The sequence below is a fragment of the Patescibacteria group bacterium genome, from assembly GCA_028716665.1.
In the GTDB taxonomy this organism is placed as follows: domain Bacteria; phylum Patescibacteriota; class Patescibacteriia; order UBA2591; family JAQUPP01; genus JAQUPP01.
This window is the reverse complement of record JAQUPP010000001.1, coordinates 90,451-105,815: the sequence shown is the minus strand read 5'-3', so window position 1 is coordinate 105,815 and position 15,365 is coordinate 90,451. Positions and strand designations below refer to the sequence as shown.

General features: G+C 33.0%; 13 protein-coding genes. 7 read left to right on the top strand and 6 right to left on the bottom strand.

Annotated elements, in window-relative coordinates; genetic code table 11:
- Positions 1–20 precede the first annotated feature (20 nt).
- Positions 21–2,888 (bottom strand): PBP1A family penicillin-binding protein, encoded by a 2,868-nt coding sequence (locus tag PHF10_00550; protein MDD5534229.1) that lies wholly within the window; start codon positions 2,886–2,888, stop codon positions 21–23.
- Positions 2,889–3,064: 176 nt separating this feature from the next.
- Between PHF10_00550 and tyrS the strand changes: the two genes are divergently transcribed.
- The 6 genes from tyrS (at position 3,065) to PHF10_00520 (ending at position 8,191) form a co-directional block, all read left to right on the top strand.
- Entirely contained in the window at positions 3,065–4,288 is a 1,224-nt protein-coding gene (gene tyrS, locus PHF10_00545; protein ID MDD5534228.1) for a tyrosine--tRNA ligase, read from the top strand.
- Positions 4,289–4,452: 164 nt separating this feature from the next.
- The gene (locus tag PHF10_00540) at positions 4,453–5,826 is read left to right on the top strand and encodes an extracellular solute-binding protein (protein ID MDD5534227.1); all 1,374 of its coding nucleotides are present in this window, start codon (positions 4,453–4,455) and stop codon (positions 5,824–5,826) included.
- 244 nt (positions 5,827–6,070) lie between these two features.
- Positions 6,071–6,748 carry a pilin gene (locus PHF10_00535; protein ID MDD5534226.1) on the top strand — a complete coding sequence of 226 codons (678 nt, stop codon included), beginning with the start codon at positions 6,071–6,073 and terminating at the stop codon, positions 6,746–6,748.
- 35 nt (positions 6,749–6,783) lie between these two features.
- On the top strand, positions 6,784–7,218 hold the full coding sequence (locus tag PHF10_00530) for a pilin (GenBank protein ID MDD5534225.1): 435 nt from the start codon (positions 6,784–6,786) through the stop codon (positions 7,216–7,218).
- Between the two features lie 166 nt (positions 7,219–7,384).
- Complete coding sequence (locus tag PHF10_00525; protein ID MDD5534224.1) at positions 7,385–7,750, top strand: pilin; 366 nt, start codon at positions 7,385–7,387, stop codon at positions 7,748–7,750.
- An 18-nt stretch (positions 7,751–7,768) separates the two neighbouring features.
- Positions 7,769–8,191, top strand: a complete 423-nt coding sequence (locus PHF10_00520; protein MDD5534223.1) for a pilin — start codon at positions 7,769–7,771, stop codon at positions 8,189–8,191.
- A gap of 124 nt (positions 8,192–8,315) precedes the next feature.
- Here the strand turns inward: PHF10_00520 and PHF10_00515 are convergent, their stop codons facing one another.
- The 5 genes from PHF10_00515 to PHF10_00495 all read right to left on the bottom strand — a co-directional run bounded on the left by PHF10_00515 (position 8,316) and on the right by PHF10_00495 (position 14,505).
- Complete coding sequence (locus tag PHF10_00515; protein MDD5534222.1) at positions 8,316–9,044, bottom strand: glycosyltransferase; 729 nt, start codon at positions 9,042–9,044, stop codon at positions 8,316–8,318.
- Complete coding sequence (locus PHF10_00510) at positions 9,013–9,282, bottom strand: hypothetical protein (GenBank protein ID MDD5534221.1); 270 nt, start codon at positions 9,280–9,282, stop codon at positions 9,013–9,015. The genes PHF10_00515 and PHF10_00510 overlap by 32 nt, the downstream gene beginning before the upstream one ends.
- A 1,132-nt stretch (positions 9,283–10,414) precedes the next feature.
- Complete coding sequence (locus PHF10_00505; protein MDD5534220.1) at positions 10,415–11,710, bottom strand: hypothetical protein; 1,296 nt, start codon at positions 11,708–11,710, stop codon at positions 10,415–10,417.
- Between the two features lie 33 nt (positions 11,711–11,743).
- Complete coding sequence (locus PHF10_00500; protein MDD5534219.1) at positions 11,744–13,351, bottom strand: hypothetical protein; 1,608 nt, start codon at positions 13,349–13,351, stop codon at positions 11,744–11,746.
- A gap of 104 nt (positions 13,352–13,455) precedes the next feature.
- Entirely contained in the window at positions 13,456–14,505 is a 1,050-nt protein-coding gene (locus PHF10_00495) for a bifunctional phosphoglucose/phosphomannose isomerase (GenBank protein ID MDD5534218.1), read from the bottom strand.
- Positions 14,506–14,619: 114 nt separating this feature from the next.
- Between PHF10_00495 and PHF10_00490 the strand changes: the two genes are divergently transcribed.
- Positions 14,620–15,345 carry a YebC/PmpR family DNA-binding transcriptional regulator gene (locus PHF10_00490; GenBank protein ID MDD5534217.1) on the top strand — a complete coding sequence of 242 codons (726 nt, stop codon included), beginning with the start codon at positions 14,620–14,622 and terminating at the stop codon, positions 15,343–15,345.
- Positions 15,346–15,365 lie beyond the last annotated feature (20 nt).

The window sequence follows — 15,365 nt, the reverse complement described above, 5'->3', positions numbered from 1 at the left end:
ATTTTTATTAGAAAGATTTTTTATTTCACTTCAATATTTATTTCATCAGCCGGGATTGAATTTAAAGAAGTATCAACGGCTTCAACCCAAAGTTTATATTTCCCGGGTTGGGCGCTTGGCCAGGTTAAATCAAATTGACCATTGGTTTCAGGTGTAAAAATAGTGCTGATTAAAAATATTTGATTGGTTTCCAAATTTTGAGCGAAAAATTTAATATTATTTATATTAACAATCGGAGCCAAAACGGAAAGGGTTACGGGAAAATTTGATTGCCATAATATTTTATTATTTTCCGGAGAAATCCAGGTTATTTTTTTCTCAAAAAATTGGGTAGTCGTAATTAAAATTTCTTCAGTTTTTGAATTATCAATATCATCATAGGCTGTGGCGCTAACCTTGTGTTGTCCCGGGTTAAGACCGATAAGATTCAATTCGCATTTATAAGGATAATAATAAGCGGTGGTTAATGGTATATTGTCAACTGAGCAAATTATTTTTTTAATTCCTCGCGGCGCTGAAGCTCCGAGTTTAACTTCTAAAGTTTTATCTCCACTGATGGCACCGGTGTTAGGCCAAATAATGGAAACATTGGGTTGATTGGCCGGAACATGCAAATCATCATAAGCGGTTGGTGCTAATTCGGCAATTAATGAAGGATTTTTTTGCGTTTTTGCTTCTTCTGTTAGCCATTTTTGGATTCCTTCCTCCCAGCGACTGTATTGAGGATCATCAGCCGGATTTTGGAGAGCCGGTCCTTGAGGATTATTTTTATCGACATAATAAAGAATATCGTGATATCCTTTAAAGGTTTTTTCTACAACATAAGAAGCCGGGGTTAAGTCTGTGGCAAGTTTGCCTGAAGCTTTGTCTATTTTTACAGTAACTTCGTTGGGCAGTTCTCCTTTAAGAATGGATTTGTCCGTAGAAATCGGTTGAGGCGGAATGAAATTTTCCGGAGAAGTATTTTTCAGCGCTTCTTTCATAAAATTTTGCCAAATTGGCGCGGCAATTGTTCCTCCATCCGCTTTTTCTTTCATTACTGTATTACGGCTATTGCCAACCCAGACGCCGGTGACAAGTGAAGGAGTATAACCGATCGTCCAAGCATCTTTAAAATCATTTGTGGTGCCGCTTTTGGCCGCGACCGGACGATCAGGCAGAGTAAAATAATTTTGTTCGCCAAAAACATAACTTCGCGCTTTATTATCAGAAAGAATATCATTAATATAATCAGCGGATTGTTGAGAGAGAACTTCTTGAGGCAAGAAAAGATGAGAATCATTCATTTCTAAAGTTTCCCCTTCATTGTCTTCCACCTTTAAAATTGCGACATTGGGAATTTTTTTGCCTTCTCTGGCAAAAATTCCAAAAGCCGAAACATGTTCTAATAATTCAACTTCACCGCCGCCTAAAACCAATGAAAGTCCGTAGCGGCTTCGGTCGGTTAAAGTGGTATAACCCATTCGGCTGGCCAAATCCAAAACATTGTCTACTCCTGCCAAATAAAGAGTTTTAACGCCGGGAATATTTAAAGAACCGGCCAGGGCTTTACGCATTGTCACGGGTCCGTTAAATTTTTTATTGTAATTTTGAGGAATATAATCTTTCTGCCCTATTCCGGAAGAACCGAAATTTGTTTCAGTGTCAAAAACAATCGTCTCGGGTGTAAATCCATTTTCAAAAGCCTCGGCATAAACAATTGGTTTAAAAGAAGAGCCGGGTTGGCGAGAGCGGAGAGCAACATTAACTTGTCCGTCAATTGAATTGTTGAAAAAATCTTTTGACCCGACCATGGCTAAAATTTGTCCGGTTTTAACATCCATGCTTACCAGAGCGGCATTGGTTGCGCCGTAAGTTTTTTCATTTTTCTCGGCAAATTTTTCAATAGATTCTTCGGCGATTTTTTGTTTATCCGCATCTAAAGTGGTAATAACTTTAAGACCCCCTTCTTCCACTAATCGCTGTCCGTATTTATCAGTTAATAATTCTTTGACATACATTACAAAGTGAGGAGCAATGATATTCTCTCGGCGGGAAATAATTTTTTCCAAAGTGTTAATATTTTTGGCTTTTTGATTTGATTCAGGAGAAATATATCCTCCTTCAACCATTAAATCTAAAATATAATTTTTTCTGGCTATTAATTCTTCACGATGATTGCCGTCTGGAGAATAATAAGTAGGGGCCTTAGGTAACGCGGCTAAAAGCGCAGCTTCATCCAAGGCTAAATCCCTAACTGATTTTCCAAAATAAATTTGACTGGCCGCCTCCACGCCATAAGCGTTTGAGCCATAAGGTATTTCATTAAAATACATTTGGAGAATTTCTTCTTTGGTATATTTTTGTTCAATTTGATAAGACAAAAATATTTCTTTGATTTTACGAATATAACTTTTCTCCGGCGATAAAAAAGCATTTTTAACCAATTGCTGGGTTAAAGTGGAACCGCCCTGGACTTTACCCCCTCTTAGAATATTAATAATTACAGCTCTGGCAATAGATTTTAATTGAAAACCGGAATGGTTGAAAAAATCTTTATCTTCCGCCACTATGGTTGCCGAAGATACATCTCGCGGAATATCGGAGAGTTTCACCAATGTTCTTCTTTGGTTGGTAAATATTTCATAAAGCACAACCTTGCCGGTTCGATCGTAAATTTTTGTGCTTTGGGCAATATTTCTTTCTGATAATTTATTCGGGTTTGGCAAATCTTTACTGATCCAAAGCAAACCCGCGAATATAGTTACTCCCAAAAATAAAATAAAGAAAATTATTATAATAAAAGAAACTCTCAAAACTTTTCTTTTTGGTTTTTTGGGAGTTTTTTTTATTGACTGAGATCGCCAATAAGTAGGTTGTTTTTTTACTGTTAATCCGGAAATAGGCATACCAAAGATTATAACACAAAAAATATATTTTTCAACCCATAAAAATTTAAAATTCCTCGCGCAGTCTCGCTCCCCGCTTCGTCCCGCCTAACGGGATCGTTTCAACAATATGACCAAACTTACAGCATGCACATTTTCGGCTTGTATTTTTGTTTTGCTGTGTTAAAATAGATTTTATGAAAATCATTATTGACGAAAAATTAATAGATGAAATTTTAAGCCGAAGCGTGGTTGAAATTTTGCCATCAAGAGAAAAGTTGAAAAAAGAACTTTTGTCCGGCAAGCCTTTGAGAATTTATATCGGGGCGGATCCAACCGGACCGGCTTTGCATATCGGCCACGCGACAAATTATATAATTTTAGAAAAATTAAGAAAATTGGGGCACAAAATAATTATTTTAATCGGTGATTTTACTGCTCGCATCGGCGATCCGACGGACAAATCAGCAACCAGAGTTCAATTGACCCGGGAAGATGTTGTTAAAAACACGAAAACTTGGTTAAAACAATTAAAACCGATTATCGCCATTGATGACAAGAAAAATCCGGTGGAAATAGCTTATAATCACGATTGGTTCTCAAAAATGTCTTTTGAAGAGGTGATTAAATTGGCGTCTAATTTTACGGTTCAAAGAATGCTGGAAAGAGATATGTTTGCCAAAAGATTGAAAGAAGAAAAACCGATTTATTTGCATGAATTTTTTTATCCGCTGATGCAGGGTTTTGACAGCGTGCACCTTGATGTGGACGTTGAAATGTGCGGCAATGATCAAAAATTCAACGCCTTGGCAGGAAGAACTTTAGTGCAAAGATATAAAAATAAAGAAAAGTTTGTATTTATCACCACCTTGCTTGAAAATCCGATTACAAAAGAAAAAATGATGTCAAAAAGTCAGGGAACGGGGATCTTTTTGGATATGTCAGGAGGGGATATGTTTAGAGGAATAATGAAACAGCCAGATGAAAATATTGTTCAACTTTTTATTGATTGCACATTAATGAGTCTTGAAGAAATAAATAAAATAAAAGATCAGCTTGTTCAAAAATCAGTTAATCCGCGAGATATTAAAATGCGTCTTGCTTTTGAAATTACAAAATTGTATCACGACGAAAAATCGGCTCAAGAAGCGGAGGCCAACTTCATTGCATGTAAAAGTGAGAAGGTTGTTAAGTTGGAAAAAAATGATTTAGAAGATAAATTAATCGATATTTTAGTAATGATAAAAGAGGCCTCAAGTAAAAGTGAAGCCAGAAGATTAATTGAACAAGGCAGTGTTGAAGTAAATGGTCAAGTGATTAAAGACTGGAAATATAAGTTAGAAGTTCCAAAATGGCCCCGGACGCCGGCGATGTGGGATATTAAAGTCGGTAAAAGAGGATCTGTTACAATTAAACGATAATAATTAAAGGGGATAGACTTTTCCACAATAATTTGCTAAACTATATTGGCAATATGCCTGCCCAAATTTTTTCTAACACTGTTTATTTTTTAAATCTAAAGAGGGCATAAATTAAACAAAAAAAGTATTTTAATATTATTAAACTAATAAAAATTTAGGCGGGTATGTCAAAACAAAAAATACAAATTGCTGTAATTTTTCTAACTGCTGTTTTTTTGATAACCACCGGTTTTGGTTGCGCGGGTACTCCTAAAAAATTGGCAGAAAAAATTCAGCCGATTAATTTAGTTTATTGGCGAACAACTGATGATCAAGGCGCTTTTGACAGTATTATCAATGGATTTCACGCGAAATATCCTCATGTTTCCATTACTTACAGATTAATCAGACCGGAAGAATATGAGCAAACATTACTTGAAGCTTGGGCGGAAGATAAGGGGCCGGATATTTTTTCCATTCCCAATACTTGGCTAAGAAAATATCAAACCAAGATTTCACCGTTGAATATTCCTGATGAATTGTCCTTGGCCAGAAAAGTGACCACCGGAACTTTCAAAAAAGAAACAAAAGTGGTTGAAGAAAAAAAGAAAACCCCTGTTTTAAGAGAACTGCAAGAAAAATATGTTGATACGGTGCCAAAGGATGTGATTATTGATAATAAACTTTACGGTTTGCCTTTATCCCTTGATATTTTAGTTCTCTATTATAATAAAGAACTTTTAAATAATGCCGGTATTGTTAATCCGCCGGCTAATTGGCAGGAATTTGCCGATGACGTCAGGCTTTTGACATTCAAAGATAAAGATGGTAATTTTGTGCAATCAGGAACAGCTCTAGGCGGAATTGATAATGTCGCCAATTTGTCGGATATTTTATCTCTTTTAATGCTGCAAAATGGCACAACCATGATTAGCGAGAGCGGCCAAGCATCTTTTAATCGTCCGGCGGTTGATGACGCAAGTTATTTCCCGGGCGAAGAAGCTTTAAGATTTTATACTGATTTTGCCACACCGGGCAAAGAAATTTATTGCTGGAATGAAAAAATGACAAATTCTTTAGACGCTTTTATTCAAGGAAAAACAGCTTTCTTGTTCGGCTATTCTGATTTCTTGCCGACCATTAAAGAAAAAGCGCCAAAATTAAATTTTGATATTATTAAAGCCCCGCAAATTACCGGATCATTAAAAGAGGTTAATTTTGCCAGTTATCCGATAGAAACAATTTCCAAAAAAAATACTCACCCTGATGAATCTTGGGCGTTTCTTTTATATGCCACTGAAGAAGCGAATAATAAAACTTTCTTGGAAAAAACCAAGCATCCGACCGCGATTCGTTCTTTAATTCAATTTCAATTGGAAGATTTTGATTTAGCTCCGTTTGTCAAAGGCGTGCTAACGGCTCAAACTTGGTATCAAGGGAAAAATTATTCCTTAGTGGAAGAATCTTTTAAGGAGATGGTAAGAAATGTTTTAACCGGCACAAAAGAAATTAAACAAGCCCTTGATTATTGCGTTCAAAAAGTAAATTTAACTTTATAAAGGGCTTTCTTCAAATTTTGGAGTCCAGAGGACGAATAAAATTTGACTAGAAAACCTTTACCCCCTCCTTTACTCCATCGAAAGTTTACCTTTTTAAGATACGCCATAAGCGGAGCGGCTTCGCCTTTTGCATTAACGATTATTGAAAGTTTGTCGTTGAGATAAAGGAGGGGGTACTCAAAATTATAGTTAAAAATTTTGCGTTTTCGCTCCGCTCAAACTTAAATTTTAAAATAATTTTGGTATGAAAAAAATAATTTTTATAATTTTTATCGCCATTTTTTTAATTTCAATCGGCAGCTTTGCTAATGCTCAAAAATACGAAAGAATTATCGGCACAAAAAATATTACTGAAAACGGTGTATTAAAAACTCAAAATATAATTTCCAGTTGTACTTGTGGCGTCGAAGACGAAGGGAAAAAATGTGATTGTTTCTGTCAGGGAACCAATAATGTAACGAATTGTCATGTGGGTGGATTAATTAATCAACCGATTTGCGCTTGTTGCGGCGATTGTACGGTTAATGATTTCGAAAGGTTGTATTTAAATCTTGCCAATATAATTTTAAAATATTTAGGAGTGATTGCTTTGGTTCTGTTTATTTTTGGCGGAATATCATGGATGACCTCTGCCGGTTCTGAAGAAAAAGTTAAAAAAGGCAAGGCTATTATTATGGGAGCGGTTGTTGGAATGGTTATAGTTCTAAGCGCCTATGTTATAGTCCAAGCATTAATGCAGGCCCTCCACACGGAAAGTTATTTATCGCAAGAAAAATGTCAGGTTGATCAAGTTGACGATGGTTCATGTATTGAAGCGGGATCCAGATATAATGATTATAAAGACAATAAAGTGGAAGGTTTTAAATGCAGTGCAGGTAAATGTTCAGGCACAACAACCATCTGCTGTAAAGAAACAAAATAGAAAATTAATTAAAATCATATACCACTAAAGGGTATATGATTATCGTGAATTCTTTAGTGGTTTGCGATAAAATATACAACTTTATGACTAAAAAATTTTACTTTCTTTTAATTTTAAATTGTTTGGTAGTTGGCTCTTTATTATTGATTCATCCTTGTATGGCACAGAATGCTGCTAATACTGCCAATACAGTTGTGTCCGAAGAAGAGTTAGAGCTACCTCAACCATTGGGTCATCGATCCATCCCTGTTATTATTGGTGATGTTTTAAAATATATTTTGGGATTTGTTGGTGTTATCGCTCTAGTAATGTTTATTTATGGAGGTTTTACTTGGATGACTTCAGGTGGTAATGCGGATAAAATAAAGACCGGCAAGAACGCTATTGTTTGGGCAATTCTGGGTATGGCTTTCATATTTTTAAGCTACGCCATAGTCGAATTTCTTTTAAAAGCTTTCGCAAATAAATAAATAGTTGTGATTATGGATAAACTTTATCCACAAATCCAAATTGACAAAGAGCTTTTAAGGTGATTTAATAATATTATAGTTAGTCTTTAATTAAATATTAACTTTCAAGGTCGTTTTTTTAATAAATCGTCCTACTTAAAAGGTTGGACGAAAGAGGAAAAATAAAATGAAAAAATGTTTATTAGCAATGACTTTGGTCTTAGTGGTGGGTTTAGTTATGCCATTAGTCGCTAATGCGCAAGAAATGAACAATGGTTTAGAGAACTTCCGCAGCGCCGCGAATTATGGTAATACCGACCTCCCTACCGCCATGGGTAGAATTATGAGCATTGTCTTGGGCTTTTTAGGTTTAGTCTGCGCAGTCATCATTATCTCCGGTGGTTTTAAATGGATGACTTCAAGTGGCGATGAAACTAAAATTGCTGAAGCCAAGAAATTAATGGCTGCTGGTGTAATTGGTATTATTATCGTTGTCTTAGCCTATGCTGTTGCCAGTTATCTTACTGCAAGAATACAAGATGTTACGAATTAATAATAAGTGAAATTGAATATGAAAAAACTCGACCAAAAGCAGAAGGTCTTTTATATCTTGTTGATAGCCGTGTTCTTAATCAGTATCTGGTTACCGAATATGGTTAGACCGAATGTTTTAGCCGAGGAGCCAGATTCTTTACAACTTTTGAATCAAACCGGTCAGCAAGCCAATCTTAAATCCAACACTGACTTACCGACTTCTATAGGTAGAATTGTTAAGATTATCCTCGGATTAAGCGGATTAATTCTGACAATTTTATTGATAGTTGGCGGAGTAATGTGGATGATTTCCGGTGGTCAGGAAAAACAAATTAGTCAGGCTAAGGCCTTGATGCTTAGCGCAATAGTAGGATTAGTGATTATTCTCTTATCCTACGCGATTGCCACTTTTGTTATTAATTCATTAAACCCGCCGCAAAAAATTGGTTTGGGATCTTAAAGTAAAGAATTTAGGTTTAAAATCTAAAACCCTCTCGTTATGAGAGGGTTTTAGATTTTTTATTGATTTTTTGGATATTTTTTATTTGCGGATTTTATTATCAAGCGAGCGAAAAGTAAAGGGTTTAAAACCCTTTATAAAGCCGCATTTTTAATTTTACTAAATTCAAGATAAAATTAAAACTATCTTTCAATAAGCGAACCTTGGTTTTTCTTTGATCATACCTGTTTTCTTGCCAATCAACCGGTATCTCTTTTATTTTATAACCAAAATATTTGGTAAAAATAATTAATTCCGTGTCAAAAAACCATTTATTGTCATTAATATAAGGGATAATTTTTTTAAAAATATCGGCTTTAATCGCTTTAAATCCACATTGCAGGTCGGAGAGATTATGATTAAACAATATTTTTGACAACCAATTATAAACTTTTGAACTTAAACTTCTGATAAAAGATCTTTCTATTTTTGAAGTCGACAACAATCTGGATCCAACCACCAAGTCATATCTTTCTTTAATAATTGGATCAATCAAGTCAGGGATATTCTTTAAAGAAACAGCCAAATCAATATCCATATAAACAATAATATCAGCTTGGCTTTTTAGGCAATATAACTTTATAGCTCGTCCTTTGCCCGGTTGTTGGATGTTATCTATCTTTATTTTTTGAGGATATTCTTTATTCAATTCTCGTAAAATTTTTTCAGAATTATCCGTCGAGCCATTATTAAGAATAATTATTTGCCAGTCAAAATTAAAATTTTGACTATTGCAATAATTCAATAGCTTTAAAATGTTATTTTTTAATATTTTTTCTTCGTTATAAATTGGCAGGCAAAATTCTATAAACATAAGTGTCCCCATCTTGAAAACTCGGTTTATAATTATTTAAAATATAATTGTCAACCGGGTTATTTTTATCATAATTAAATTTAGCCACTATATTATAGTTCAACACGGCGCAAGTTGGCTGGTATTTTTCGAGCATTTTTTTCGCTTCCAGAAATTGTTCTTTAGTTTGCTGATTGGTTATCAAAACAGAATATGGGGTAGGGTTTATTTTTTTTGTTTCAAAATAAATATCAGGCATAAAGGGGCCGGCATACAAATAAGTGCCCGGGCAATTATCCCTTATATAAGAGATAATTTTATCATTTTTTACCGAATAGAAAAGGGACTGGGAGCATATAATCAGTATTGAAGGATAAATAATTAATAAGACGACCAATGATATTATAAAATAAACGGTTTTTCCCAAGAGATTGGTTCCTTTTATTTCCCCCAATAATACGGGGAAAATGGAATAAAGGGGGAATATAATTAAAGAAATATGATAAAAATCAGGCCGTGGCAAAACAGATAGGAGCAGAAAAAACTGAACATAAAATAACAACCAAATTTTTTTGGATTTCTCATTTTTTAAAAACCAGATCACTAAAAATAAAATGACCAAGAAAAACAAGAATAAATAATAAGGGTATTTATTCGTTTCCGTATAATTGAGGAGAGGAAAGATAATTAAATTTTCGTATAATATTTTTAAAGGCCATTTCAGTAAAAGTAGAAGCGGGAGAAAGGAAAAAATGAGAAAATAAAAATTTAATTTTAATAATAAATATTTTCTCTCTTTAATTAAAAATATGATTAAAAATGACGATAAAGCCAGAAGCAAGGCAATTCCTCTTTGCTGTAGAAATAAGACAGACAAGCCGGATAATAATCCGCTGATGATAAAATTATTTTTTGAATAATCAGATAATCCTTTGAGAAAAAAATAAACAGCCCAAATGACGAAAAATATGTTAAAGGTATTATGATTGATAATCGGCCAATAAATGGAAGCGATGATAAAAACAAGAGGAAAAAAACGATTGAATTTGTTTTTGGAGATTGTTTGAGTGATTCTGTATATGCCTATTGAGCTCAAAAAAACGATTAAAATAGCCAAAAAATTAGCTATAAAATAATGAATACCAAAGATTTCCCAAAACCAAAAAATTAAATAAAAGCTGCCCGGAGAGATAAATTCAAAAAAATCAATATATAATTGCTTGTGATTTATTAAATTCCACGCACCGTTTGTGACAACCCCTTCGTCACTGCTGGGGAGGCGAGCCCAATGGAAAAATAATAAAATTAAAAATAAAAACAGCCACCAGCTGTTAACTGCCAGTTTGTCTTTTATTGTCAATAATAAATTTTTATATATATTTTTCATTTAATTATCTGAGAATAGTGTAATATAATATACCATAGAGAGTGATAAAATAAAGAAGAGTATTGTTTTTTAAATTTAAAATCAATAGAACTATCAATAAAACAAGGTACCAGGGCATTAACCAACTGACCGCGGTTATGATAAAAATAAAATAAACAAAAAAACAGTATTTTAAAATATCATTTTTAATTAATTTACAGTGATCAAAAAATATTTTTACTGTTATTGCGCAATAAGAAGTTAAAAATATTATTTTGCCGATTATATTGGCTAAATTGAAATAGTTGTTTAGATGCAAGAAATAAAACAGCAATGAAAGTATTAATATTGCAATTGATGAAAATATCATTTCTGTTTTTAGAAGCTGTGTTTTGACCCCGGAGAAACCTTTTAAGCCGCCCCAAAAAGGTAAAAAGCAAAGTATTGCAATTATTATGGTTGTTAAAACGGCCGTTAAGGAAAAATACAGTTTTTCTTTTTTTGTTTTAAGATTAAACAAAGAGATTAAAAAGAATATCGGCAAGAATATAATTGTATAGAATTTAATTAACACAGAAAACATTAAAAAAATCCAAGATAAAACATAATTTTTTATTTTATCTTGGCGTAAAAAGAAAAGCAAACCAAGTAAGACGAAAAAAATAATTAAGACGTCATTATGTCCGTTAAGAGCGAACTCGTATAAAATTAAAGGATTCCATGCATAAAGAAAAACAGCTTTGGCGCTATTTGAAATTTTATAAATTAAAAAAAGATTTAAAAAATTAATCAAGATAAAAAAGAGCTTGAAAATCAGCAGGGAAAACAATAAACTATTTTTCCCGATAAAACTTAATATGCTACTGATAATCGTCCAAAACGGCCCATACGGCGTTGTGTTTGTTGACCATGAATTTTTGATCAAATGATAGAAACTGTCGTTAGGAAATGCGCTATAAGGCGTTAAATATGGGTTGGCGTGATGTACTGATAAAACCCTGGATTGATAAATATAAGTGAATATATCGGTTGAACCGATTGGCCAAATAAACAATAAGGTCAAATTAAAAATAATAAAAAAAATGATAATTGTTTTTAAATTAACATTCTTTTTAATTACTTGTTTGTAACCAAAAATGTAAAAAATTAATGCCAGAATTAATAATCCAACTATTAATAAAAATAGGCGATCATTGCAGAGAGTAATGCATTGATCGCCTAAATATTTTCTTAATGGTTCAATAAAATAAAAGGACAAATAAATTATTTCAGTTAATAATCCAAATATAAAAAATTGTTTTGAAACATTAACTTTTGGCATAAATATAAACAACTCTATTCTTCTAATTTATAATCACAACGAGGGAGATTGCATAGTAGGAGAAATTACCCCTACTCTATAAATAATCGCCTCGTCGTCTTCGTAAGTTTTTTCTAATTTTGATTTTTTCAGCAAATTGGCGAATTCTTTGTCTTGTTTGTCCAAAAGAATATAAGAGGCATGAAATTTTTCTTTGATAATTTGAGCAGCAGTTTGAGGATCAGCGCGGCCGGAAACCAAATTCAACCATATTTTATATAGATCTTTATCTTTCTCGTACATGAAGGTTTGGTCCAGCCCATTAATGTAATAATTTTGATTATTAAAATAAAATAATTGGGGAAAAATATCCCAGTTACTTTGAAAAACTATTTCTTGCGGTTGGCTGTTTTGTTTTAACCACCCAGAAGCTCTTTGAAGGTGATTAATAGACGGGTCGTCGAGCTCAGATCTCCGCAATTGATAGATACTTTGATCAATATAATTTATTAAAAAATAACCGCTTAAAATAATGAAAAATACCGTAAAGATAAAATAAAATATATTATTAGATCCTTGAAAATTTTTTTTAATTTGGGTTTTAATTTTCAGCCAGTTTATTTTTTTAATTATTTGGTTGAATATAAGGGCGCTGAAAAAAATAGCCACCGGGATAAAATATTCTACATTTCTTCTGGATTTCAAAGTATATAAAAAGAAAAAAACAGAAAGTAAAAAGAAAAACCAAACCGTCCTCCTTTGTTTTTTTATAAAAGTGAGAAACCAGGCGATGGAAATTACCAAAGGAATAAAAATTGGTAAATTGAAAAAAACCAAGCTGTCCATGGGGTAGGGATACCATTCAGCTCCGACACCGATTTTACTTTGATAATTTAAAATTGCTATTTTGACGGTTTGGAACCAATAAAAAGGAAGAGTTTTAGGGAAATAAGGATTTAAAATCAGTCCGGCAGTCGATCCCAGAATACAAGAAAAAATCAGTTTTAAATTATTCTTTTTGAAAAATCCTCGCCATAAATGCGAAAAACAAAAAGTAAAAATATTTATTTTTTTATTTTCAGATTTCAGTTTTAAAATATAAAGATGATTAATCAAATATTTTAAAGAACCGGCAAGGCCGTAAATAACGGTTACTACAATAATTAGAGGCCAAGCGCCGTGAGTTAAAACATATAAATAAGAAAGCAAAAATAGAAGTAAATATTTTTTCTTTAAAATCAAATAATATCCCAAAATTAAAATACCGACTGAGATTGCCGGCGCTCTAACAAAAGAAAGTCTGACTAAAAAAACAGGAACCAAGAAACAGAGCAGTGTCCAAATCAAGGATTTTTTTGTTTTAAGAAAGCGAAAAAACCAATAAATTATCACAAATATCAGGGCGGCAAAGAAAGTTGTGGCTAATTTTGCCTTAATTAAAGGATCAATTTCGGCCGAAAAAGCGTCTAAGTTGCTCGGCGTTGGCAAAGATAAAAATGGAACCAATAGCCAGTGATAACCAAGATGGTGGTCAACAAAAAGGTCTTTATAAGTTGTAAATTGCGTCCAAGGAAAATCTTGGATTATTTTACCTTCCTTCAACATTAAAGCTATTTTGACGTGATAAAATCCATCTCCATCTAAAATGCAAGGAGGAGCCATATTGATGTAAAGGAATACAATAAAGCCAAGACTAAAAATGACCCAGTAACTGAGCCAGGACCAATTTTTTATTATATAAGAATATACAATTCTCAGCGCTCGCATTATAATTGTTTTTTTAACCAATTAATGTTTTCAACCGGGGTGGGGTCAGATTGATTCAAAATAGCCAAATAAAAGCTTAACCAATCGCTTATTAAAATAAAAGATAAAAATTGAGTGAAATAATTTTCGCCAAAAGGAGAAATTGTTTCTTTGTAATTTCTTTTTTTATCCAATAAATCTTGAAAAGATATTAAAGATTTTTTAATTTCTTTATCTTGATTTAAATCGTCCAAAAATAAATAAATAAGATCGTCTTCCATTCGTAAGGGTAGACGACTTTCAATGAAATTATGAAAAATTTCCGGCCAGGTTTCGGAAAAAGCGAAATTTTTACCGTTTTCCGCCAATTGATTTTTCAGACGATTAGCCAAAGAAGAAAAATGAGATGGAGCGATAATAATCGGCAGGCGATCAAAAACAGAATAAGCCAAGAATTTGGCTTTATTTTTTTCCGTCAATGTTTCAGGTTTAAAATTTTTATTGATTTTTTGAAGTTCTTTTAAAGATTCGGTAATTTGCCATGATTTTAAATTTACCAGACCCATTTTTTCAAAAATAACCAAGATTGGTATAAACAAATAGGCCAGAGAAGCCCGAGGAGGCGCCGAATATTTAAATTTAAAAATAGGGCAATTTTCTTTTTTTGCCATTTTTTCCAATTCACCGCCGCCGGTAATGACAAATTTTTTTGCTTTTGTTTTTAAGGATTGTTTAAAGCAGTTTATGGTTTCTTGAGTATTGCCGGAATAACTGACTAGAATCACCAAGCTTTTTTCATCAACCAAAATCGGTAAATTAAAATCACGATTGATGATAATCGGAACAGTAATTTTATTTTGGACCAAATCTTTAGCCAATTCACCGCCAATAGCCGATCCACCCATGCCGCAGATAATGATATTTTTCACTTCATGACAATCTTTGGGCAGAGATATTTTTAGAGCTTGCTCATAAGCCGCCAAACATTGTTCCGGCAGTTCAGAAATGAAGTCAGCCATTTTTAATTTGTCTATTTTTCTAATTTGTTTCAAATCGTCTAAAATAGTCATAATGATATTATTTTAGCATGTTAACATGGTATCATTTTAACACGGGTAATGAATATTGTCTATAATTTAAATTATGCTATAATATTGTAATATTAAATATTAAAATAAATTAATATGAGTGGACATAGCAAATGGGCAAAATTAAAACATTTTAAAGGGGCTTTAGATATTAAAAAAAGCAATATTTTCACTAAAATGGCGCATGCGGTTACTATTGCCGCCCGGGAAGGCGGCGGCGATCCTGTCTCTAATTTTAAGCTTCGCCTGGCTATGGAAAAAGCCAGACAGGCTAATGTGCCAAAAGACAACATTGAGAGGGCCGTTAAAAAAGGAACAGGCGAATTGGGAGGAGAACAAATTGAAGAAGTTATTTATGAAGCTTTTGGCCCTGAAGGAATAATGATTGTAATTAAGGCTTTAACTGATAATAAAAATCGAACTACCGGCAGCTTAAGGCGCATTTTTAATAAATATAACGGTTCTTTGGGCGGTCAAAATTCTGTTTTATGGATGTTTGAAAGAAAGGGAGTGATTCGAGCTTCTGTTTCACCGGAAAGCAGCATAAAATTAGATGATTTGGAATTAAAAATTATTGATTTAGGGGTTGATGATGTTAAACCCGAAGATGACGGATTAATGATTTATTGCAAGTCAGAAAATTTGCAAAAAATTAAAGAAGGTCTGGAAAAAGAAAATATAAAAATAGATTATGCCGATATAGAATGGGTTGCCAAAGACCCGATTAAAGTGGATGAATCAATTCAAAAAAAATTGGAAACTATTATTGAAGAAATTGAAGACGATCAGGATGTTGAAGAGTGTTATTCTAATGTTGAGTAATTAAATGCGAATCGTTACAA

Coding starts and splice junctions, on each gene's coding strand:
- PHF10_00505 (MDD5534220.1), bottom strand. CDS start 11,710: ATGCCAAAAGTTAATGTTTCAAAACAATTTTTTATATTTGGATTATTA.
- PHF10_00525 (MDD5534224.1), top strand. CDS start 7,385: ATGAAAAAATGTTTATTAGCAATGACTTTGGTCTTAGTGGTGGGTTTA.
- PHF10_00530 (MDD5534225.1), top strand. CDS start 6,784: ATGATTATCGTGAATTCTTTAGTGGTTTGCGATAAAATATACAACTTT.
- tyrS (MDD5534228.1), top strand. CDS start 3,065: ATGAAAATCATTATTGACGAAAAATTAATAGATGAAATTTTAAGCCGA.
- PHF10_00550 (MDD5534229.1), bottom strand. CDS start 2,888: ATGCCTATTTCCGGATTAACAGTAAAAAAACAACCTACTTATTGGCGA.
- PHF10_00515 (MDD5534222.1), bottom strand. CDS start 9,044: ATGTTTATAGAATTTTGCCTGCCAATTTATAACGAAGAAAAAATATTA.
- PHF10_00490 (MDD5534217.1), top strand. CDS start 14,620: ATGAGTGGACATAGCAAATGGGCAAAATTAAAACATTTTAAAGGGGCT.
- PHF10_00495 (MDD5534218.1), bottom strand. CDS start 14,505: ATGACTATTTTAGACGATTTGAAACAAATTAGAAAAATAGACAAATTA.
- PHF10_00540 (MDD5534227.1), top strand. CDS start 4,453: ATGTCAAAACAAAAAATACAAATTGCTGTAATTTTTCTAACTGCTGTT.
- PHF10_00520 (MDD5534223.1), top strand. CDS start 7,769: ATGAAAAAACTCGACCAAAAGCAGAAGGTCTTTTATATCTTGTTGATA.
- PHF10_00510 (MDD5534221.1), bottom strand. CDS start 9,282: ATGCCTGATATTTATTTTGAAACAAAAAAAATAAACCCTACCCCATAT.
- PHF10_00500 (MDD5534219.1), bottom strand. CDS start 13,351: ATGGCTCCTCCTTGCATTTTAGATGGAGATGGATTTTATCACGTCAAA.
- PHF10_00535 (MDD5534226.1), top strand. CDS start 6,071: ATGAAAAAAATAATTTTTATAATTTTTATCGCCATTTTTTTAATTTCA.